The organism is Vibrio sp. B1ASS3 (assembly GCF_905175355.1).
GTDB classification, from domain to species: domain Bacteria; phylum Pseudomonadota; class Gammaproteobacteria; order Enterobacterales; family Vibrionaceae; genus Vibrio; species Vibrio owensii.
In genome coordinates, this window is sequence record NZ_HG992742.1 from 3268018 (window position 1) to 3290098 (window position 22081).

16 protein-coding genes are annotated in these 22081 nt (G+C 46.0%); 6 read left to right on the forward strand and 10 right to left on the reverse strand.

Annotation, left to right across the window (positions count from 1 at the left end):
* Window positions 1-59 precede the first annotated feature (59 nt).
* From KJB05_RS14830 to KJB05_RS14840, 3 genes are all read left to right on the forward strand, one after another.
* Window positions 60-2102, forward strand: coding sequence for an FUSC family protein (locus KJB05_RS14830; protein WP_208445221.1), 2043 nt, complete (start codon window positions 60-62; stop codon window positions 2100-2102).
* 145 nt (window positions 2103-2247) lie between these two features.
* Window positions 2248-2823, forward strand: a complete 576-nt coding sequence (locus tag KJB05_RS14835) for a DedA family protein (protein ID WP_005440257.1) — start codon at window positions 2248-2250, stop codon at window positions 2821-2823.
* A 179-nt stretch (window positions 2824-3002) separates the two neighbouring features.
* Entirely contained in the window at window positions 3003-4376 is a 1374-nt protein-coding gene (locus KJB05_RS14840; protein ID WP_208445220.1) for a Na+/H+ antiporter NhaC family protein, read from the forward strand.
* 41 nt (window positions 4377-4417) lie between these two features.
* Here KJB05_RS14840 and KJB05_RS14845 read toward each other — a convergent pair whose 3' ends face one another.
* The 3 genes from KJB05_RS14845 to KJB05_RS14855 form a co-directional block, all read right to left on the reverse strand.
* Window positions 4418-5254 carry a 3-keto-5-aminohexanoate cleavage protein gene (locus KJB05_RS14845; protein ID WP_208445219.1) on the reverse strand — a complete coding sequence of 279 codons (837 nt, stop codon included), beginning with the start codon at window positions 5252-5254 and terminating at the stop codon, window positions 4418-4420.
* Window positions 5245-6576, reverse strand: coding sequence for an aspartate aminotransferase family protein (locus KJB05_RS14850; RefSeq protein WP_208445218.1), 1332 nt, complete (start codon window positions 6574-6576; stop codon window positions 5245-5247). The genes KJB05_RS14845 and KJB05_RS14850 overlap by 10 nt, the downstream gene beginning before the upstream one ends.
* Window positions 6577-6783: 207 nt before the next feature.
* Window positions 6784-8052, reverse strand: coding sequence for an O-acetylhomoserine aminocarboxypropyltransferase/cysteine synthase (locus KJB05_RS14855; RefSeq protein ID WP_199459336.1), 1269 nt, complete (start codon window positions 8050-8052; stop codon window positions 6784-6786).
* Between the two features lie 200 nt (window positions 8053-8252).
* Here KJB05_RS14855 and KJB05_RS14860 point away from each other — a divergent pair, with 200 nt between their 5' ends.
* Window positions 8253-9899 (forward strand): mechanosensitive ion channel family protein, encoded by a 1647-nt coding sequence (locus tag KJB05_RS14860; protein WP_208445217.1) that lies wholly within the window; start codon window positions 8253-8255, stop codon window positions 9897-9899.
* A 44-nt stretch (window positions 9900-9943) separates the two neighbouring features.
* On the opposite strand, the gene KJB05_RS14865 is transcribed toward KJB05_RS14860, so the two are convergent.
* The 3 genes from KJB05_RS14865 to KJB05_RS14875 form a co-directional block, all read right to left on the reverse strand.
* Window positions 9944-11080 carry a lipase family protein gene (locus tag KJB05_RS14865; RefSeq protein ID WP_208445216.1) on the reverse strand — a complete coding sequence of 379 codons (1137 nt, stop codon included), beginning with the start codon at window positions 11078-11080 and terminating at the stop codon, window positions 9944-9946.
* Window positions 11081-11665: a DUF6795 domain-containing protein gene (locus KJB05_RS14870; RefSeq protein WP_208445215.1), complete on the reverse strand. Its 585-nt coding sequence runs from the start codon at window positions 11663-11665 to the stop codon at window positions 11081-11083.
* A 162-nt stretch (window positions 11666-11827) separates the two neighbouring features.
* Complete coding sequence (locus tag KJB05_RS14875) at window positions 11828-12730, reverse strand: LysR substrate-binding domain-containing protein (protein WP_208445214.1); 903 nt, start codon at window positions 12728-12730, stop codon at window positions 11828-11830.
* A gap of 106 nt (window positions 12731-12836) precedes the next feature.
* Between KJB05_RS14875 and KJB05_RS14880 the strand changes: the two genes are divergently transcribed.
* Both KJB05_RS14880 and KJB05_RS14885 read left to right on the forward strand, forming a co-directional pair.
* Complete coding sequence (locus tag KJB05_RS14880) at window positions 12837-14093, forward strand: D-amino acid dehydrogenase (protein WP_208445213.1); 1257 nt, start codon at window positions 12837-12839, stop codon at window positions 14091-14093.
* Between the two features lie 307 nt (window positions 14094-14400).
* Entirely contained in the window at window positions 14401-15948 is a 1548-nt protein-coding gene (locus KJB05_RS14885) for an alanine/glycine:cation symporter family protein (protein WP_005440270.1), read from the forward strand.
* A gap of 128 nt (window positions 15949-16076) precedes the next feature.
* Here KJB05_RS14885 and KJB05_RS14890 read toward each other — a convergent pair whose 3' ends face one another.
* The 4 genes from KJB05_RS14890 to guaA form a co-directional block, all read right to left on the reverse strand.
* Window positions 16077-16670 (reverse strand): GPR1/FUN34/YaaH family transporter, encoded by a 594-nt coding sequence (locus KJB05_RS14890; RefSeq protein WP_009705589.1) that lies wholly within the window; start codon window positions 16668-16670, stop codon window positions 16077-16079.
* Window positions 16671-16849: 179 nt separating this feature from the next.
* Window positions 16850-18559: a glycoside hydrolase family 19 protein gene (locus KJB05_RS14895; protein ID WP_208445212.1), complete on the reverse strand. Its 1710-nt coding sequence runs from the start codon at window positions 18557-18559 to the stop codon at window positions 16850-16852.
* 200 nt (window positions 18560-18759) lie between these two features.
* On the reverse strand, window positions 18760-20283 hold the full coding sequence (locus KJB05_RS14900; RefSeq protein WP_208445211.1) for a Na+/H+ antiporter NhaC family protein: 1524 nt from the start codon (window positions 20281-20283) through the stop codon (window positions 18760-18762).
* A gap of 164 nt (window positions 20284-20447) precedes the next feature.
* Entirely contained in the window at window positions 20448-22001 is a 1554-nt protein-coding gene (gene guaA / locus KJB05_RS14905) for a glutamine-hydrolyzing GMP synthase (protein ID WP_005440283.1), read from the reverse strand.
* Window positions 22002-22081 lie beyond the last annotated feature (80 nt).

Here is a 22081-nt window from a genome sequence, read left to right on the forward strand (position 1 = left end):
CGGCACATCTAAAGATATTCGCGTTACACTGAAGGGGTTGCCAACTGTAATGAGGGTTTATGACGTTATCTCCTGCCTTTCTGCGTAAAATCTGGTACTCCCCTTCTATCAACCTTGGTTTGCGTGCCACCAGCGCGATTGTTCTGTTCATGGGGTTGGGTGTGTTATTCAACCAAATCAATCTCGCCATGACGGCTTTAATGACCATGCCCGCAGCATTGATAAGTGGTTTAGACACTGCCGGTCCTAGACGCTGGACACGCTTTGCGATTACCGCTTTCACGTGGAGCATTACGCTCATCATCAGTTATGCCCTGCTGAATATGGGCTTACCACTGTGGCTGACTTACGGCGCGATGGGAGCAGTATTGGCGAGTACAGCAGTGAATGGTCCGTTTTGGGGACGTCTTGGCATGTCGAGCTTACTGATCGCGGTCGTGAGCTTGTCGCTGCATAATTCCAGTGCGGTAGTGGGCCTCTATCCTATGTTGGTGTTGGGGCCACTCACTTTTGCGCTGTTCAGTTGGCTTTGGTTTGCCTTATGGAAACATTACGCACTGCGTGTTTGTCTTTCTGCGATTTACGAGACGCTAGCGGACTACATTCAATATCGCCAAGCTTTTTTACTTGGAAGCGAAAACGATGCCCCGAAGCGGCGCATCAAATATCAGTTGATTGAACTGTTTCAGCAAGCTCTGCAATCAGAATCTTTTCGCTCGAAACATGAAGACGCCAACTCTCTGCGTCAGGCTTTGTTTTTGGCGCTCGATACGTTTGAAGTCGTCTTGAGCAGCCATACCAGCAACCCTGATCTGCTCAAGCAATTTCAATCCAGTAAACCGAAACGAGATCTGCTCTTGGTTTGGAGCCAACACTGTCAGCAAAGATTAAGGCACAAAGCCAAGCAGCTTTTGCATAACACGCATGAAGAGATGGAACACTTGAGCTCACTAGAACAGGAAGCTCACGATTTGATTGAGTCGGTGAAGCTAGAAGACCAACCTCGCTTTCGCTACTGGGCATACGCGGTCAAGCATATTTCTCGTCGTATTGAGCTTAATGAACCCGCTTATGAACGCTCCTTTGAGGTGCAACCATTCGAGCTGTCTTTTCGTTTACCGAGTCGAGGCAACCCGATTTGGCGCCATGTGACTCGCGTTGGTTTGATGTTTGCTCTTGGAGCAGGGATTGCCGAATACTTTGAATTGATTCGCCCGGATTGGGTGTTGATTTCCATGTTGATGGTCATTCAGCCAAGTTTCTTGGCAACCCGAAGTAAAACTTGGCAACGCTGTTTAGGTACAGCGCTTGGGGTATTGTTCGCCACCTCATTGATTCACCTTGGTGTTCCAACGACCATTCTGCTTGCATTGATCGCAGTTCTATTACCTGTCGCAATGCTCAATATTATGCGTCATTACTCGCTGGCGATTGGCTGTATTACCGCACTGTTAATTTTGGTTTATCAGACCATGGCACACCAAGGGCTCGACTTTGCCGCTCCGCGCCTGATAGACAATGTCGTCGGTGGCGCAATTGTCTTGCTCGGTTATGGCTTATTGTGGCCGCAGTGGCGAGGTAAGGAGATTCATACCCAAGCATTAAAAGCACTCGATAGTTCAAAAAGCTTATTTGTGTACTGCTATGAGCAGTTACAAGTCGACACTGAGCAACGTGATCATATGGCGCTCACTAAGCAACGTGCCGCTATGCTCACTGCCGAAAGCGACCTTGAACTGATTTACAACGAGATGCAGCAAGAGCCAAGGCACACTCGCGCCGATCCGCATTATTACGAAGATATGTTGAGCCATTATCGCTTGTTGAGTCACTACCTCTGCTTGCTGATCCCTCTAGTTAGAGCGGGCACCCACTACCAAGGCTCACTCCAAGTCGAACGTCTGATTCATGATGCGATGGATGCGTTGGTCGGTACGATTCGTGACAATCGCGTGCATGAGCTTCCTGCACTGAGCAATAAAACCGATGCCGATCATCCCTCCTCACCGGCTGGTCAACGCTCTGTCGAAGAGATCATCTGGTTAGCATTGATGACCATTAAACAAATGCACGACTTAGTAAGGCGTAACCTAAAAGACTAAATACGCAGCACTATTATCAACGGCGTGTCAGATTTTACTGACTGAGAACAACGTCGATTGACCAAGCTAACTAACAGGAGTATCACTCCAGCTTCGTTCCACTTTTGTTAGAGGAAAGCGTTTGGAACACATAAATGAATTATTGATGGCGATGAAGCCGCTGCTTGAGCAATATGGTTATCTCGCGCTTATCGTCAGCATCTTTCTTGAAGGCATTGGTATTCCGATGCCGGGGCAATCGCTGATGATTGCGGCGTCTATCATATCATCCGAGCATGTCATGAACCTTAGCTTGGTGATGATAGTCTCTTGGTTGAGTTGCTTTTTTGGCAACACTTGCGGCTACCTGATTGGTTATTACTTTGAAGGTTGGTTAGACAAGAAAGGCTATATTTCTGGCCCCAAAATGCAGAAGCTACAAAGTACGATTCAGAAGTATGGCCCTGCTTGTTTGGTTGTTAGCCGCTTCGTGGAAGGAATGAAGCAGTTTATGCCGCTTGCTTGCGGTATTGCTAAGATGCCGCGCAAAGAGTTCTTATTAGGTAACGCGCTTGCAACCACCATTTGGGTTGCCGTGTTCAGTTTGCTCACCAACTTCGCGTTTGAGCATTTAAGCGTCCTTAGCCAGTTCTATACCGATCATCGCTACGTGGTTTGGTCTAGCGCAGCACTGCTGTTCTCACTGATGATCTTCGCGCTTCTCAAACGAAAAAAAGCGTAAATACTCTACACAAGTAAAATTCTACAAAGGCTCACAGTATCAATAAGATATGTTATGTGAGCCTTTTTTCTTGGTCTTTTCGATTAAAAATAACCAGCCATTTAGACGTCTAGACGTTGACAAGTCTTTGGTGTCAGATTAGTCTGCTCGCCTTATTTATTGATTATGTTGTCGTTCACATGTCTGGTTCTAAAAATTCTAATAAAGCAATCGCACCATCAGCGGTCGCACTTTTACCTTTAGTGCTATTCCTTGCGCTGTTTATTGGCGTGGGTACTTACTTATCTTTGCAAGGCGTTGATTTCGCGTTCTACCAATTACCAGCGCCTATCGCGGTATTGCCTGCGGTGATCCTTGCGCTCATCTTAAGCAAAGACAAACTCAATCGTTCTATCGAGCACTTTATGCGTGGTGTAGGTCATCAAGACATCATCGCAATGTGTATGATCTACCTGCTTGCTGGTGCCTTTGCTGCGGTAGCAAAAGCGTCTGGCGGCGTAGATGCGACTGTTAACCTTGGTCTATCTGCGATTCCAACTAGCATGATCTTGCCGGGTATCTTCCTGATTTCTGCGTTTATCGCGACGGCAATGGGCACCTCAATGGGCACCATCGCTGCAGTTGCGCCTGTTGCTCTGGGTATTGCTCAATCGGCAGGTATGAGCCTTCCATTGACTGCTGGTGTAGTACTTAGCGGCGCAATGTTTGGTGATAACCTTTCGATCATCTCAGACACCACCATTGCGGCAACACGCTCTCAAGGCTGTGAGATGAAGGACAAATTCAAAGAGAACATCCGTATCGCACTGCCAGCAGCACTGGTGGCGCTTGTGATCTTCGCCTTCAACAGCACAGCGACTCAAGTACCAGAAACTGGTCCTATTGAATGGTTGAAAGTGCTGCCATATGTGACGATTCTTATCCTTGCTGTGTCAGGCATGAATGTGTTTGTCGTGCTTACTATTGGTATCGTTTTGGCGGGTGGCGTGAGCTTGTCTTCTATCGATGATTACGGTCTAACCAACTTCGCACAAGACATCTACTCTGGCTTTGGCAACATGCAAGAGATCTTCCTACTATCCATGCTGATTGGTGGTCTGAGTGAGCTTATGCGTCGCCAAGGCGGTCTCGCGTTCCTGACTAACCTAGTGAGCGGCATCATCCGTACGTTTGGTTCTAGCCACTCAAAAGAAGCAAACGGTCGTGCAAGCGAACTAGGTATTGCTGGTCTGGTTTCGATGGTAAATACCTGTACCGCTAACAACACGGTTGCCATCATCGTATCAGGTAGCGTGGCTCGTCAGCTGGCAGAAGAGAACAACGTATCACCACGTCGCTCTGCAAGTTTGTTGGATATCTTCTCGTGTGTTATCCAAGGTGTATTGCCATACGGTGCGCAGGTTCTACTATTGGGCTCGGTATTTAACCTTTCTCCACTAGAAGTTGTTGCGAACTCTTACTACTGTTTCGCACTTGCAATTGCAGCAATCGTAGCGGTGTTTATCAAGCATCCGGCACGCCAGTCTATCCCTCAGACTGAAAGCTTAAAATAAATTTGAAGAAGGCTCCGATTGGAGCCTTTTTGTATCCGTGACTAAATGGAATCTCGAAAACTCTCCGCATCATGCAGTGGTACACCGAGTAATTCACTGACCTCTTTTAGTCGTTGGACTTGTTCTGCATTGCTTTTTGCAAGTTGACCATTCGAACTCAAATGGTTGTTCTCAAAGCCTACCCGAACATCCAATCCCAGAAGCATTGCATGGGTTAAACAATCTTGCTCTCTCGCGCCAAACGCGCACACGGCACATCTAACGTTCTCTTCGATAAAGCGCTCCAAATGCAATGCCCGTAAATCCCATGGCGAAGATTGTTGAGCCTCATGATATCGACCAAGTACCACTAACGCGTGTTGGTTGTGCTTTGGTAAAACGCCTCGCTCTCGTAGGGAGAAATAGCGCTCGATGTCTGCCTGATCATACAAAATGATTTGACTGAGAATGCCCTGAGCAGCGACCCAATCAAAAAAGACAAAACCTTGCTCCTCACTCTGCTCATCAGGAATCAGTTCACGCAAAGCAAAGGAAGCGGCTTCTGGTTTTACCGCTTTGATCAGCGCCATTTGCTGTTGTGGTAAATACATCCCAACAGCCTCAGTCGTGAGCTGAACAATCATCGAATCCCCCACAGCAGCTTTCACCGCGTGGTAGATTTCTAAATTGTCATTAACCTCTAGAGAATGCCTGCCTTGCGTATCCCTCGCGTGCAAATGGATCATGGTAGCCCCTGCTGTTTGACATGCTTTCGCCTCGGCAACCATTTCTTCAATAGTTATCGGCAATTGATCATGGTCTTGCTTAGTTTTTCTCGCCCCATTGGGCGCAACAATAATCGCGATTCGAGCTCTTTTAGTTTGGGAGTTCACTGCCATTTCTGCGACACCTCTCTAAGTGTACGAGTGAGCTTTTCCACCAGCTCGTCAATGTGGCTTCGTTCGATGATAAAAGGCGGTGCAAGAAGGATATGATGCCCATTTACACCATCAATCGTGCCGCCCATTGGGTAGCACATCAGTCCATTTTTCATCGCTTGTTGCTTGATCTTTTTGTCTGCCAAAGTTGAATTAGGCAACGGTATTTTACTTACTTTGTCTGCGACAAGCTCAATGCCAAGAAACAGCCCTTTACCACGAATATCCCCAACATACGGGAAGTCTGAAAGTGCTGACTCGAGCTCTCTTTTTAACATTGATCCTTGTTGATTGACGGCTTGCAGGAGCTTTTGGTCACCAATAGTCTGAATGGTTGCAACGGCGGCTGCGCATGCAACAGGGTGCGCCATAAAGGTATGCCCATGCTGAAAGAAACCGCTACCAGACGCGATCGCTTGATAGACTTTATCGTTGGCAACAACGGCTCCGATAGGCTGATAACCCGCCCCTAACCCTTTCGCCATACAGACTAAGTCTGGGACGGCTTGCTCTTGTTCAAAAGCAAAAAAGCTACCGCTGCGCCCAACGCCACACATCACCTCATCCATGATCAGCAGCACATCATAGCGATCGCAAATCTCTCGTATTCGTTTGAAGTAACCTTGAGTGGCAGGCACTGCGCCCGCTGTTGCGCCAACTATAGGCTCCGCAACAAACGCCATGACGTTATCCGCGCCCAGTTCTAAAATCTTAGCTTCAAGCTCATTGGCGGCTCTCAGTGAATAATCGAGTTCTGACTCATCTTCTCTTTGACAACGATAGGCATAACACGGCGCAATGTGATGGCTTGGGTGCAAAATGGGTTTAAAAGGCTCACGCCGCCATTCGTTACCACCAACAGCCAACGCACCAAGTGTATTACCGTGGTAGCTTTGTTGGCGGGCAATAAACTGCTTTTTCTCAGGTTTGCCACATTCCACAAAGTATTGCCTTGCCATCTTTAGTGCAGATTCAACCGCTTCAGAGCCCCCACTGACTAAGTAGACGTGATTGAAGTGTGATGGCATTTGCTGGCAAATCAACTCAGCCAACTGCTCACTTACTTCACTAGTAAAAAAGCCCGTGTGAGCAAAAGGCACTTTTTCGATTTGGTCGAGCATGGCTTGTTTAACAGCTTGGTGGCTATGCCCAAGGTTTGAAACAGCAGCACCGCCGCAAGCATCGAGGTATTGGTTGCCTTGATTATCGAACAGATAAACCCCTTCCCCTCTGGCGATAGTGGGCAATTTGGCGTGGCAATGACGGTGAAACACGTAAGACATGAGCGTCCCTTCCTAGTGACTATTTTCTAAGCATAGTCAGTAAGATGAGACTTATACGCAAGGTAAGAAAAGTACACCATCATGAGCATTTGGAATACCGTAACCCAAATACTCAAAAATCATTATAAATAAGTACCTTATAGAAATAAGGCCAGCTTTTAGTAAGGCTGGCCTATGGGTAACCCAAAGCTTTGTTAGAAAATATAATTACGCGTTCAGCGCTTGTTCTAAATCAGCCAAAATATCATCGACATGTTCAATGCCGACAGACAAACGAATCATCTCTGGAGAAACGCCCGCTTGCTTTTGCTCCGCCTCACTCAACTGTCGATGTGTAGTTGATGCAGGATGACAAGCAAGCGACTTCGCATCACCAATGTTCACCAGTCGCTTGAATATCTTAAGCGCATCGTAAAAACGTACACCTGCCTCGTAACCATCTTTTAATCCAAACGACAAAATCGCCGACGGCTTACCTTGCATGTACTTCTCTGCCAATGGATAGAACTCAGAATCTGGCAAACCTGCGTAACTTACCCAACTCACTTTATCGTGCTGGCTTAAGTATTCCGCTACTTTGAGTGCGTTTTCAGTGTGTCTCTCCATACGCAGCGACAGCGTTTCCAGCCCCTGCATCAACATAAACGCATTCATCGGTGACAAAGCAGAACCAGTATTACGCAAAGGAACGGTGCGAGCACGGCCAATAAACGCTGCCTCTCCAAATGCCTCGGTGTAAACCACACCGTGGTAAGAAGGTTCAGGCTGATTAAATACTGGGAAACGATCTTTGTGCTGTGCCCAAGGAAACTTGCCCGAATCAATGATGATGCCACCTAATGTCGTACCGTGACCACCAACATACTTAGTCAGCGAATGCACCACGATATCTGCACCAAATTCGATTGGTTTACATAGCACAGGAGTTGCGACTGTATTGTCGACAATCACAGGCACGCCCTGCGCATGAGCCAGCTCAGCAACACGTTCAAGGTCGATGATATTGCCAGCCGGATTACCAATGCTTTCACAGTAAACCGCTTTGGTATTCTCATCGATAAGCTCCGCGAGACTTTCAGGTTTGTCATCCTTGGCAAAACGTACCTCAATACCTTGGTTCGGCAACATATGCGCAAATAAAGTGTAGGTGCCACCGTATAACTGAGGGGTAGAAACGATGTTATCGCCGGCTTGTGCGAGCGTAAGAATGGCATAGTTGATTGCCGCACTGCCTGCACTGACAACCAAACCAGCAATACCGCCTTCTAGTGCTGCCATACGTTTTTCCAACACGTCATTGGTTGGATTCATAATGCGGGTGTAAATATTGCCTGGAACTTCAAGGTTAAAGAGATCGGCACCATGCTGAGCATTATCAAACTCATACGCGACCGTCTGGTAAATCGGTGTCGCAACTGATTTGGTTGTTGGGTCGGTTTCGTAGCCAAAATGGATCGAGAGTGTTTCGTCTTTCATGCATCTTCCCTGAACTATTGAGTGAATGGTTATTCTTTTATATTGCCGATTTTTTCAGCAAAGAAAAGCTGTTTGAGTCACATTGAAGGGATTGGACTTTATTCAAGTCAGACGGAAATAAAGAGAGAACAACAAGGCTTTTCCGCATATGAAAATCATTGACTAGACTTATTCAATAATCACAAGGCTAGGATAATATAATGAAAACAATCACATCATCGATGCTCAGCGTCTGCTGTGTACTTTTCACGTTCTTTGCTCAGGCTGAAGAAGCTTTCCCCCTCGCACCTCCCGATCTCTCTAGCCCTCAAAAAGCACTCACAAGCTTTGAGACTTTGGTTTCACAAGCGAATCAGCAGCTGACAGAAATCATCGAAGATCCAACCCAAAATACCGAACCAAACCGACAAAACATCTATGCACTTTTCGACAAAGCCACTCAAGCCTTCGATCTGTCTGAAGTGCCTGAATCTGGCCAAAATCGAGTTGCTATTGAATCGGTCATGTTGATGAAAGAAATTCTCGACCGAGCCCCGCCTTTGGACTTAACACTCATTCCAGATAGCAACACACTGGATCGCTGGCAAATACCAGATACGGGTTTGGAGCTGATCAAACAAGCTGATGGACAGTATCGTTTCTCAGAACAAACCGTGCATGGGCTTTACAGTGATTACTTGTTGGTAAAGCATCTACCCTCTCATTCAGGCGCGGACTTGGACTACTACCAGTATTATTCGCTAAGCGCAGGACGATTGATTCCACCAACATGGTTTCACATCGTAGAAACATTACCAAGCGTATTTATGCTTGAATATGGAGATCAAGCGATATGGCAATGGCTAGGCTTGGTTCTTTCTCTTTCTCTAACCATCTCCGTACTTGCTTTGCTCTATAACCATATTCACTCTCCGATTTTGAAAGCCATATGTGCCGTAATCACTTTGAGTGGTTTTCTCTATCTCGCAGACTATCAACTCAACTTAACTGGCATACTGATGTCGACGCTTAACGTCATCATAGAACTCATTTGTTGGCTATTACTCAGTCAAGTGGCTTATCTATTGATTTACAAAACTTGCCGTTTATTAATGAGTAAGCAGCGCACGAATACCACGCTTCGCCAAAGTCTGACCCAAATTATTGGCACTTTATTAGGTTCAATGGCAGCCATTGCTTGTCTTGGTTATGGTTTGAATCGCTTAGGTGTCCCTGTTTATGGCATCGTGACAGGCTTGAGTTTAGGGGGCATGGCAATCGCACTCGCTATCCGTCCAACTATGGAGAACTTAATCGGCGGGGTTATCTTATTCCTAGACAAATCGTTATCGGTTGGTGATTACTGCCAAATTGGCAGTCAGTCAGGAGTTATCGAACAAATAGGTGTGCGTTCAACACGAATTCGAGCGAAAGATCGAACACAAATCACCATTGCCAATGGTGACCTTATTAAGCGAGAGATCATCAACTACAGCCGTCGTGACCGATATCCTTTCAAAGCGACTATCGGGCTACGCTATGAGACTAGAATGTCTCAATTGCAGAGCATTACAGAGAAAATCACGTCCTTACTCAAAGAGCATCCCGATGTTTTAGATTCTCCTCTTCGCGTTCATTTTAGTGCCTTCAATGCTTACAGTCTGGATATTGAAATACTCGCTCATTTGAACACCACAAATAGAGAGACATTCCTCAACTTGCAGCAAGAACTTCTTATCTTGATTGATAAGATCATTGCCGCTGAAGGCGCTCAATTTGCTTTCCCTTCAAGTACCACATACCTCGCCACAGATACTTTACAGCCAGCAGTCACACCCAAGACCGTTCAAGCAGTCCCTCAAACATAGAGATCTAAAAAACCGCCTCGAATGAGGCGGTTTTATATTGAAGACTAAAAGCTAGTTTTTAGTGCGGCTTTTACTGCTGTATTTAGTTTGCCTAAAACCAGTTCGAATACCCAACGGATAAAGGAGAAAGTGAATTTAATCGCAATTTGGGCAACCTTACCTGCAAACACCAACATATGACCAAGTAAGCCTTTTACGCGAGAGGCAAAATCACTAGAAAGCTCTGAGATTTTTACCATTGAGCGCGCCATCGCATCATAGATAGTTGCAATTGCAGCACCGCCACTTTGTAATGCAAAAACTGTTGCCGCAAAGCCTCCATCAATCAACAGTGTCAGGATTGCCGCTGATATCTTATCTGCCCAATCAGCAGAAGGTTTCGCTTGCAATCGATTCTCGTAATTCAGAACAACACGCTTAAAAGCTGAATTCGCTTTTTGAAGCCCTAGGCTATCCCACGTTGCTGATTGTGTGTAAGAGCTATATTCCGACATAAAATGCGCGCTAGGAAGCAGTCCCTGAGCACGATTTAATATGTACTCTGAACCATCATAAGGCACATGATAAAAAGGCCACACTGGCGCTTTGGTCACTGGGTCTGCACCATTCACACAACGAAAATGGGACGATATGCGCGAAGATGAGTTAACAGAAAACGACTTCATTCCCACTCTTGGTGAGCCAAAGGTGTACAAATTCACTTTTCCTTTAAACTCAGGGGAAGCCGATATCCAATTTGCAGCTAAAGTGGCAAGTGCGCCACCTAAACTGTGTCCAACACAATGAATAGTGCCATTACCCATAACCGGATTATCACGCAGAAAGCGAGTTAGGCCTTTTTTCATAGAATAGAAAGTCGTTTGAAACCCAGAGTGAACGATCTCTCCTGTCCCCGTTCCTTTTCCACTACAAGTTAAGTCGGTGATTCCATCAGCTAATCCTGCGGTGCCTCTAAAAGCTAGGACTAAGTCGTTCTTGTGACTCTGACTTTTTCCTTTTCCCAACAAAGCAAATCCAGTTTCAGGACGAAAGAAAAAACCACCAGATGTACCGACTTCTACTTTCGAAAAACTAAAGTGATTATCAACTACAGCAGGCAGTTTCACACGTTCAAGATTATGCTTAACTTCATAAGCAATAATGCTTAGCTCACTAGCCATTAAAGGAGAAATAGCGCTCATTTATAACTCTTCCTTGATCTTGCTTTTTAACACATGGGTATCAGTCGTTTCATCATATTCGTATGTATCAATTTTCTGATTGTTCCAATCACATACAGAATGAACAGGTGTGCGCCTATTACTATCAGAATATATTTCAACCTCATGAATTCGCTTACTGTTTGATAATTCACAATCTACGTTCATTAGCATCCAACGCAGTGATTCCGCACCTTCAGTTGGTACCCATGCGCCCCAGATCTCTTTCTTTTCAGAGTCGCAATCGACACAGATGTTTTGATAGACCTTCAAACTACCTCCAAAGAGATCTCCAGGAGCACTAGAACGAACAACGATCCGTTCGAAAGAAAACTCTCCTAGTTCATTGGTCTGAACTTCGTCGGTTAAGGTTTTGCCTTTTTTGTACCCTTCATAATAAAGCTCTCGATGAACCGTTAACCCCGCCTGTGGCACGCCATCAAGCTTGATAACACCACGCACATCCGGAGACATTTCCACATCGTATTTTTTAAACGGCCAAAACATTGCACTTGCTCCTACCGAAAATAGAGCTAGGGCCAACATAAGAGAGATTCTTTTAGCCATAGTCTTTCTCATCCATTGATTAATTTTTGGATGATATGGAAAAAGAAGACAGAGTGAGAGGAGTTAATAAACGAGAGACAATTTGTGGGAAGCAATTCGAAGTATCATGTAATTAAGAAATTTATTTTTATTATTTCTTAAACACTTGTGCCAATTATCTCTCTACATTGATGATTGGACTTGCTGTAAAAGCCAACGTCTAAATCGTGCTGTAGGCTCACTTTTGGTATTAATAATCAGGTAGTATCCTGCGTTAGCATCCACAGGTTCAAATGGCGAGACTAAGCGACCGCTTTCAAGTTCATCTTCCACCAATGCCATACGTGCCATTGCTATCCCCACTCCAGCTTCGGCAGCAGACATTGCCATATCCGTACGATTAAAAAAGTGCCCTACCTCTGTTTTGAAATCGAACCCCATGCTTGATGCCCAGTACAGCCATTCATAGTCACGCGGAGCCTTTTCCCATGGCATAGCATCGTGCAGTAACGTCGCATCTCGCCATTGTTCTGGTGACGCTTTAAGAGTTTTTAGCCACCTATGATCCTCAAGGTATTTTGGGCTCATCACCGGTAGAAGTTGCTCATTGAGAATCCGCTCAGCGCTTTTATCTCGATAGGGATGAGAACCGTAGTCTATCGCAACGTCATAGTCCTTTAGCTCACTATTCACTAGTGCTCCCTCGGCAAAAATCTGCACTTGGAGATCGGGGTTTTCAAGATGAAAGCTTTCGAGGCGTGGAACTAACCATTTAAATGCAAAGGAAGGCGTCAGCTTGAGGCGAATTTCATTGTGGGGCTTTTCAATTTGCAGCTCTTTAATTGTCTTTCCTAGTTCGGAGAAGTGAAATTGTGAGGATTGAGATAACTGCAATCCTTTAGGCGTCAGTCGAATTCCGCGCGAGTGGCGTTCAAACAAAGTAAAACCGAGCTGTTCTTCTAACTGAATAATTTGCTGGCTGATCGCCCCTGTCGTTAGGTGCAATGCCTTTGCAGCACTGGTAAAGCTGCTGTGTTCCGCCACTTGGCTGAATAGCCACAATCCGCTAACGACACTACTTTTCATCCTTAAGCCTATAGTTTTTCTAAACGCTGGATGTAATTTATATCGATTGTTAACAAAAGGTAAAGAAGAGAAACTGCGCCACATCGAAAATGTGTGGAGCGCATCAATGGAAGTCATCGTAATAGGCAGTGGTGTTATCGGCTTAACCTCGGCTTGGTATTTATCTCAGGCAGGCTATCAGGTGACCGTGATCGATCGCCAACCAAGTAGTGCGATGGAAACCAGCTTCGCTAACGCCGGACAAATCTCTTATGGTTACTCTTCACCATGGGCTGCGCCGGGGGTTCCACTCAAAGCCATAAAGTGGCTTACTGAAGAGCATGCACCACTCAAAATAAAACCGTCTCTTAGCCCGGAGCTTATCCGCTGGGCAACGCAAATGGTGTCGAACTGCACTTTGTCCCGCTATCAAATCAACAAAGCCCGAATGCTCTCTATCGCCAATCATAGCCGCGCGTGTTTGGAGCAGTTGCGCCGTGACCATGCGATTGAATACCAAGGGCGGCAATTAGGCACCTTGCAAGTATTTCGCTCTCAACAGCAGCTCGATGCCATAGAGAAAGACCTTGAGTTGTTAGAGCAAAGCGGTACACGTTTTCAGTTAATGGATATCGAACAGTGCATCAAGCAAGAGCCAGGATTGGCATTAGTAAAAGAAAAATTGGTCGGTGGGTTATATCTACCTGATGACGAAACGGGTGATTGTTTTCAGTTCTGTCAGCAGTTAACGGAGCTAGCAAAAGCCCGTGGCGTAACGTTTGAATTCAATACGGAGGTGAGCAATTGGGTTACTGTAGGCAAAAAGATCATGGGTGTCCAAACGGACCGTGGCTTGTTTAAAGCAGACCCGTTTGTCCTTGCCTCTGGCAGCTATTCTACAGCGTTACTCAAACAGCTTGAGATCGACATTCCTGTTTATCCCGTCAAAGGATATTCACTGACGGTGCCAATTGAATGTGAGCAATTTGCGCCACGTTCTACCGTCATGGATGAAACCTATAAGGTCGCAATGACGCGTTTTGATGACCGCATTCGCGTCGCAGGAACCGCAGAGCTTGCTGGCTTTGATCCTTCGTTATCGCAAAAACGCAAAAATACGATTGAAATGGTGATTCGAGATCTGTTTCCGCAAAGCGCCGATTTTACTCAAGCCGAGTTTTGGAGTGGATTTCGTCCTATGACACCCGATGGTACGCCCATTATTGGGACAACACCTTACGAGAATTTATTTACGAACACAGGGCATGGCACGCTCGGCTGGACTATGGCTTGTGGCTCAGCACAGATACTAACAGACGTCATTATGAACGCTGTTCCCAAAGTGACAAATCACTCAGAATTGAACCTGAGTCGTTACGCCTAAACACCTGCAAACCATTTCAAACAGTGTATTACTCCACAAGTTGAATAGCATTCAGAAGATATGACTTTCATATCTCGCAGCACATTTTCATGACAATGTGCTGCATATTCAATCAATTCATTGTTATTTCCAATAAAAACCACACAGATACATAACAAGAACCAATTTTTAACAATATTTAACCATTCTGTGCCCACCATCACGCTACAAGGGATTTTTAGTTAAAAAGGTTAACAATTACATTACAAAAAAGGGTAATGTGTTGTACGAAAAACAACCACAACCATAACAAACAGGGAAAATACTCATGCAGTCATTAGTTGATTTTCTGAATGGAATTATCTGGAGTCCGGCACTGATCTATCTGTGTCTTGGCGCTGGTTTGTTCTACTCGATCATGACGCGCTTTGTGCAGATTCGTCACTTCTTTGAAATGTGGCGCTTGCTACTTAATGGTAAGAGTTCAACCAAGGGGATTTCATCATTTCAGGCTTTGGCCGTTTCACTATCTGGCCGTGTAGGTACAGGTAACATTGCAGGTGTTGCTGCCGCTATCGGCTTCGGTGGCCCTGGTGCAGTATTCTGGATGTGGGTTGTTGCCTTCTTTGGTGCAGCAACGGCATACGCAGAATCAACACTCGCACAGATTTATAAAGAAGAAGACGAAGGCGAATTCCGTGGCGGTCCAGCTTACTACATCGAAAAAGCAATGGGTCAGAAGTGGTACGCATGGATCTTCGCTATCGCAACCATCTTTGCATGTGGTGTTCTACTTCCTGGCGTTCAATCGAACAGTATTGGTAACGCAGTAGAAGCAGCATTTGGCTCAGGTGACATGATTGAAACCGCTATTGGTACCTTCAGTTTCGCTAAAATTTTCACTGGTACGGTTGTCTGTGTCATTCTTGCCTTCATCATTTTTGGTGGCGTAAAGCGCATCGCGAACTTCACTCAAATTGTGGTTCCGTTCATGGCGCTGGCTTACATCATCACGGCTTTCGTTATCATCCTACTTAACATCGGTGAGATTCCACGCATCGTTGGCATGATCATTGGTGATGCATTTACACCAATGGCAGGTATTGGTGCTGCGATTGGTTGGGGTGTAAAACGTGGTGTTTACTCTAACGAAGCAGGTCAAGGTACTGGTCCTCACGCAGCAGCAGCGGCAAGCGTTGATCACCCAGCACAGCAAGGTCTTGTTCAATCATTCTCAATCTACATCGATACACTGCTAGTGTGTTCAGCAACGGCGTTTATGATTCTTATCACTGGCGCATACAACGTTCACGGTGCAGTAGAAGGCGCGTTCCTAGTACAGAACCTTCCAGCGGATATCGGTGCGAATGGCCCTGTGTTTACGCAAATGGCGATTGAGAGTGCCCTACCAGGCGTAGGTAAGCCATTCATCGCAATTGCGCTATTCTTCTTCGCCTTCACAACAATTCTGGCGTACTACTACATCGCAGAAACCAACATTGCGTACATCCGTCGCACTGTGAAAGTAAACGGTCTGATGTTTATCTTGAAGGTCATTCTTATCTCAGCGGTATTCTACGGTACGGTTAAGACAGCGAATCTTGCGTGGGCAATGGGTGATGTGGGCGTAGGTCTAATGGCATGGCTGAACATTGTCGGCATTCTGATCATCTTCTTCATGTCGAAGCCTGCACTAAAAGCACTGGCTGACTACGAAGAGCAACAGAAACGTGGTGTGACCGAGTTTACGTTCAACCCAGTAGCGCTTGGCATTAAAGGCGCGACTTACTGGGAAGAGAAGTACAAGCGCAAAACAGGTAAAGCACCAACCGCAGACAGCGATACAACAGAAACGGTAGAGCAACCATCTACCTAATGCTTCACTTAGCATCCTCCCCCAATGGGTTGGCAGGTATATAAGAAAAAGCAGTGGTCCGAACAACGGACATTAAAAAAGGGTTAGCCAGTGGCTAACCCTTTTCTTTTGCATTCAATTCGAAGCGATTATGCAGCGATTTCTTGCGTAGCAACTTGTGGCTTTTGCTTTTCACCAACAGGAAGTACGGTACGGCCGTATTCGTTGTTTAGTACTTGAGCCATTGCAAAGTAGATTGCGCTCGCGCCACAGAAGATACCTTCGAAGCCTGCGATAGTGCCGATCAGCTCGCTACCAGTGAAGTCACGTGCCGCTAGTAGGAAGAACAGGATAGTAAGAGAACCGAATACTACTTGCTTTGCTACTGGGTAGCATAGAGAGCCAATGAACATGAAACCAGTGAAGATACCCCATAGTAGTAGGTACCAACCCATGAAGTGTGCAGGGCTTGCTGGAAGACCCATGTAAGGCATTACGATTAGACCAACTAGTGTTAGCCAGAATAGACCGTAAGAAGTAAATGCAGTCGTACCGAACGTGTCACCACGCTTGAAGCACATCATGCCAACAAGTACTTGGCTTAGACCACCGTAAAAGATGCCCATAGCCAGAATCATAGAATCCATTGGGAAGAAACCTGCGTTGTGGATGTTTAGCAGGATGGTAGTCATACCAAAACCCATTAGACCTAGTGGCGCTGGGTTAGCCAGTTTTGTAGACATGTACATTACCTTTTCAAAAATGTTGATAAAAATTGCGCGCGAATTTTAATGGACTCAAAAACAAAAGAGAAAAGACGTTATTGAAAACTTAGATTGCACAAATAAGCAACCAAACGAATAAAAAAAGACCCTGCTAAAAAGCAGAGTCTTTATAGATAGTTAGACTATTTATTGTTCAATTACTGGCAAGAGATCTCATCCCAGAACCAATTGCTCTGTGTCGGTGATTCCCATACACCCGGTCCATTTTTCGCGATAAAGCATTTGCCTTGATAAGTCACTTTGTCGCCATTAGCCACTTGAGTCACACCTGGTTCCCATGCAATAAAGTCACCCGATACTGGTGGTTCAGTAACCGGAGGCTCTGTCACTGGCGGCTCGGTAACAGGTGGTTCTGTTACAGGAGGCTCAGTCGTTGGCGGTTCAGTCGCTGGTGGCTCTGTTGGCGTACCTGAGACCAATTTCCAAGGGTCACCTTTAGTAGGCTCATTGCCTTGTGACCACCACTTCGCTTCATATACCGCCCCCTTGTAAGAGACTTGGTCGCCCGTGTTATAAACCTTGCCTGCATCCCATGCAGCTACACCGCCTACAGGAGGGTCAACCGGATCGACTGGGTCTAATTTATCGACAACGCGAACTTCAGGCCAACCTGCATGAGATTGGTAGAAGTTAGTAATACACTTCTCGTAATCACCAGCAACCAGCGCGGAATACGCGGTTTGGAAGCCAACCAACTCACATTCAAATGAGTGACCGCCTGGGCGATCTGAGTAGTACTTCCAGTTGCCGTCCCAGTTGGTGTAAAGCACGTCAGTGGCACCGTTAAGGTTTAAGCTACCGTAAGGCGTTTGTTGCCAACAGGTATTGGTTTCATCAGCTTCGATAGGAATCAGATAGTGCGCCGCTAGACCTTCCCAGTAGCGAATGCGGTTAACTGGCTGACCTTTGTCTTTGTTTTGCTCACCACATTCAATACCGCCGTTGATGACGTTGATGGTGGTACCAAAGCCGTAGCCAATGCCCGCATCAATTTCACGCTGAGATGGTACCCAAGTACGATCAATCACGTGTAGCATTGCAGGTTTTGGCGCTTGAGGCGTTAAGAAGAACCAAATTGCAGAAGCTAAGTTCAACCATGAGTCAGCGACTAAGCCCGGATTTTTCAGCAATACCGATGCATCGCCATCGAACATCACTTCAGAGAACGCGCCGTAGTTAAAGTGGTAAGAAAGCTGTTTTGCACCACGACCGAAATACCCCTGACCAGGTTCACAAGGCCAACGCTTATTTTGCCAATCGTTCTGACCACAGCCTGTGGTGTAGCCTTCTTGACCTTCAGACCATCCCATTTCACGCACATGAACCAATGCTTGTTGCCACTCTTCAAGTGCAAGCGGGTTGTCAGATACGTTATCAACCGCAATGTGACCACCGGTTTCCTGAGCAAAGTGTGCGAATGCTGTCACGATGGATTTCTTACAAATCGCGTCTGAATCACGCCCATCTGTGTACTCACCACAGAATGCAGGGAACTTACCGATCGCACGCAAGAAACGTGTGTACGTATATTCTGGTGCCGCCATCTGAGTAAGGAAATTCCATTCGCTCTCAGGGAAGACACGTTCAACTCGCTTAACGTTTTCCGGATTACTTGCTGCTCCTGGAACAATTGCTTCAACAACCGTATTTGGACGAGTCTCTAGCGCTTGTGACCAAATAGCATACATAGGGTCAGAGGTTTTACTTTGCTCCATAGCTTGGATGTCGCCACGAGCAATCACGTAACCATTTGGGTTTTGTGGATCAGGTTGGATATTCATGCTGGCATGAGCTTGTGCAGCGAGTACACAACCCAATGCGAGAGGCAGATGTTTGAGTGCAAACATGTCTAATCTCCGTATTTAACAATACAATATACAAGGAATAACTAGACACATAGTGGATCATGTAGAAAAAACGCCGAGTGAAGTGAATTAATTCTGCGACGCAAATTTCATAAATAAATACTGTTACACAGCGGGTATCACAAAAACTGTTACCTCGACTCAAAAGAAAACGGGGGATACTCCCCCGCTCTCATTTATTGCTATTGCTCTGCTGTTGCTTGCTCTAACGTCGGTGAAGATTGCTGCTTAGAGAGCACCAAGTAAATGGCGAACTGCGCGACTATTGCCACCAATACAATTACAGGAGAAACCATTACTCCTGCCACTAGAAAGCTTGTCAGGGCGATAGCGCCGTTGAGTACCGCATAAGGCAACTGGGTTCTAAAGTGCTCATACTGCTCACACCCCGCTCCTGTAGAGGACAAGATGGTGGTTTCTGAAATTGGCGAACAGTGATCACCAAATAAACCGCCAGATAGCACCGCACCGATGCACACCAACAATGGCGCATCAATCGCGACTGCGGTTGGAATGACCAATGGCATCATGATGGCAAAAGTCCCCCACGAAGACCCTGTGGCAAAAGAGATAATACCTGCCAATAGAAAAGCCACGGCAGGCAATAACCAATATGGGAAGCCGGCTTGTGCTTGCTCTGCAATGTAGGCCGCTGCGCCAAGCTCTTTACCGACAGAACTCAGTGACCAAGCCAGCACCAAGATCACCGCAACGGACATCATGTTCGACATCCCTTTTAGGTAAACCTGAATGCCATCAGAGAGCTTTCTCACGCCATAAAACGCCATCAAACTAATTAGGGTAATTGCAGCAAAGAAATACGCCGACGACAGTGCAGCACGGAATGTTGAGCCTGCTACTTTCTGAAATGGAAAACCATGAGGCACTAAAATCGAGCAAAGCACGACTAACATGACAAGCAGCGGTGCCCAAACAAAACTCGTTTTTGCATTTTTATGCTCAAACACATTCAGTGAATCTTGCACTTTTCCAAAATCAGAACCCTGCTCTGCAAGCTGCTCAGCTTTCGCCATTGGTCCAAAATCCAGTTTGAAGAAAGAGACAATCGGCACAATCGCGATCGCTAAAAAGGCATAAAACTGGTAAGGAATCGCGCCAATAAAGGCATCCCAATCACTGATACCCACATCCAGTGCAGCAAACTCTTTTTGAATCAGGCTCATGATGTAAACGCCCCAACCGATGAAAGGGATGAGGATCGCCACGGGAGATGAAGTTGAATCGATGATAAAGGCTAGTTTCTGGCGAGAGACTTTCAGTTTATCAAAAAGAGGACGAAAGACAGGGCCTACAATCAACGGTGTACCAAGGTCTGAAAAGAAGATCACTACGCCGCCAAACCAAGCAGAAAGCTGCGCTTGGCATTTGCTTGCAACCCACTGAGTGACCTTTTTAGCGAACGCCACGCCACCGCCAGATTTCTCCATCAAGGCAACAAAGCCACCAATGAAAACCAATAGAAGGATGACGCCCGCATTGTAACTGTCAGTCAGTTGCGGCAACAGGTAACTTTTCATCAGTGCGCTAAACGAATCGAGCGGACCTTTGTCAACGAATGTGCCTTCTAACATAGCCACACCGCTAACAACGCCAGCAAAAAGACCGACAACAACGTTTCTTGTAGTTAGCGCGAGGACTAACGTAATAATGATGGGGATGAGGGAGGTAACTTCTGCCTGTTCCATAGCAATACCAACTTTAATATTTAAACACCAAAAATGAATATACATTCAACAATCTCGCATGTATATATTTTCTAATAAAAAAGTTGAGACCTGCGTTCACACTTTTCAGGCATAAAAAAACCAGCCCGAAGGCTGGTTTTCAATTTGGTATATCTAACAGGAAATTATTCCCATTCGATTGTCGCTGGCGGCTTACCAGAAATGTCGTAAACCACGCGAGAAATACCGTCAACTTCGTTGATGATACGGTTAGAAACCTTACCTAGGAAGTCGTATGGTAGGTGTGCCCAATGCGCAGTCATAAAGTCGATAGTTTCTACCGCACGTAGAGATACAACCCAATCGTACTTACGACCATCGCCCATTACACCTACAGAGCGAACTGGTAGGAATACCGTGAACGCTTGAGATACTTTGTTGTATAAGTCTGCAGCGTGTAGTTCTTCAATGAAGATAGCGTCTGCACGACGTAGCAAGTCACAGTACTCTTTCTTGATTTCACCAAGAACACGAACACCTAGACCAGGACCCGGGAATGGGTGGCGGTAAAGCATGTTGTACGGAAGACCAAGCTCTAGACCGATCTTACGAACTTCATCTTTGAACAGCTCACGTAGTGGCTCAACAAGACCCATTTCCATGTCATCTGGAAGACCGCCCACGTTGTGGTGTGATTTGATCACGTGCGCTTTACCAGTCTTAGATGCAGCAGATTCGATAACGTCTGGGTAAATCGTACCTTGAGCTAGCCATTTCGCGTTTTTCAGCTTCTTAGACTCTTCATCAAATACGTCTACGAATACGTGACCGATTGTCTTACGCTTCTCTTCTGGATCCGACTTGCCTTCAAGTGCTTTTAGGAAGCGATCTTCAGCATCAACTTTAATGATGTTTAGGCCGAACTTGTCGCCAAACATATCCATTACTTGCTGACCTTCGTTCAGTCGAAGAAGACCGTTATCTACGAACACACACGTTAGCTTGTCGCCGATTGCACGGTGAACCAGCATCGCTACTACCGATGAATCAACACCACCAGATAGACCTAGGATAACTTCGTCGTCACCCACTTGCTCTTTAATACGAGCAACCGCGTCTTCGATGATAGATTCAGAAGTCCATAGACGCTCACAGCCACATACGCCAAGAACGAAGTTCTCTAGCATTTGTAGGCCGCCTTTCGTGTGCGTTACTTCTGGGTGGAACTGAACGCCGTAGTATTTCTTCTCTTCGTTCGCCATCGCAGCGTACGGACATGTGTCTGTCTCACCGACTTTCACGAAGTCAGCAGGAATTTCTACTACTTTGTCACCGTGGCTCATCCACACGTCTTGAGTTAGCTCAAGATCTTTAAATAGTGCAGATTCACCAGACACTTTAACTTGTGCGTAGCCGAATTCACGTTCTGTAGAACCCGCTACTTTACCACCTAGCTGCTCAGCCATAGTTTGCATGCCGTAACATACACCTAGTACTGGCACACCAGAGTCAAATACGTATTGAGGAGCGCGTGGAGAGTTATCTTCCGTTACGCTTTCTGGACCACCAGATAGGATGATACCGTCTGGATTGAATTCACGAATATCCGCTTCTTCAACGTCCCAGCTCCACAGTTCACAGTAAACACCGATTTCACGTACACGGCGCGCTACTAGCTGAGTGTACTGAGAACCGAAGTCCAAGATCAGAATACGTTGGTCATGAATATTTTTAGTCATTTTGAGCAGTCTTATAAGCTAGGTTATTAAAACGGAGGCGAGTGTACTCGCCTCTTATTAATGCTTCAAGGAAAAAAGCA

What these genes read in the sequence shown, in the direction of transcription:
- KJB05_RS14875 (WP_208445214.1), bottom strand. Translation starts at nt 12,730, where the DNA reads ATGAAAAGTAGTGTCGTTAGCGGATTGTGGCTATTCAGCCAAGTGGCG.
- KJB05_RS14845 (WP_208445219.1), bottom strand. Translation starts at nt 5,254, where the DNA reads ATGGCAGTGAACTCCCAAACTAAAAGAGCTCGAATCGCGATTATTGTT.
- KJB05_RS14865 (WP_208445216.1), bottom strand. Translation starts at nt 11,080, where the DNA reads ATGAGCGCTATTTCTCCTTTAATGGCTAGTGAGCTAAGCATTATTGCT.
- KJB05_RS14840 (WP_208445220.1), top strand. Translation starts at nt 3,003, where the DNA reads ATGTCTGGTTCTAAAAATTCTAATAAAGCAATCGCACCATCAGCGGTC.
- KJB05_RS14860 (WP_208445217.1), top strand. Translation starts at nt 8,253, where the DNA reads ATGAAAACAATCACATCATCGATGCTCAGCGTCTGCTGTGTACTTTTC.
- KJB05_RS14895 (WP_208445212.1), bottom strand. Translation starts at nt 18,559, where the DNA reads ATGTTTGCACTCAAACATCTGCCTCTCGCATTGGGTTGTGTACTCGCT.
- KJB05_RS14885 (WP_005440270.1), top strand. Translation starts at nt 14,401, where the DNA reads ATGCAGTCATTAGTTGATTTTCTGAATGGAATTATCTGGAGTCCGGCA.
- KJB05_RS14830 (WP_208445221.1), top strand. Translation starts at nt 60, where the DNA reads ATGACGTTATCTCCTGCCTTTCTGCGTAAAATCTGGTACTCCCCTTCT.
- KJB05_RS14850 (WP_208445218.1), bottom strand. Translation starts at nt 6,576, where the DNA reads ATGTCTTACGTGTTTCACCGTCATTGCCACGCCAAATTGCCCACTATC.
- KJB05_RS14855 (WP_199459336.1), bottom strand. Translation starts at nt 8,052, where the DNA reads ATGAAAGACGAAACACTCTCGATCCATTTTGGCTACGAAACCGACCCA.
- KJB05_RS14890 (WP_009705589.1), bottom strand. Translation starts at nt 16,670, where the DNA reads ATGTCTACAAAACTGGCTAACCCAGCGCCACTAGGTCTAATGGGTTTT.
- KJB05_RS14880 (WP_208445213.1), top strand. Translation starts at nt 12,837, where the DNA reads ATGGAAGTCATCGTAATAGGCAGTGGTGTTATCGGCTTAACCTCGGCT.
- KJB05_RS14835 (WP_005440257.1), top strand. Translation starts at nt 2,248, where the DNA reads ATGGCGATGAAGCCGCTGCTTGAGCAATATGGTTATCTCGCGCTTATC.
- guaA (WP_005440283.1), bottom strand. Translation starts at nt 22,001, where the DNA reads ATGACTAAAAATATTCATGACCAACGTATTCTGATCTTGGACTTCGGT.
- KJB05_RS14900 (WP_208445211.1), bottom strand. Translation starts at nt 20,283, where the DNA reads ATGGAACAGGCAGAAGTTACCTCCCTCATCCCCATCATTATTACGTTA.
- KJB05_RS14870 (WP_208445215.1), bottom strand. Translation starts at nt 11,665, where the DNA reads ATGGCTAAAAGAATCTCTCTTATGTTGGCCCTAGCTCTATTTTCGGTA.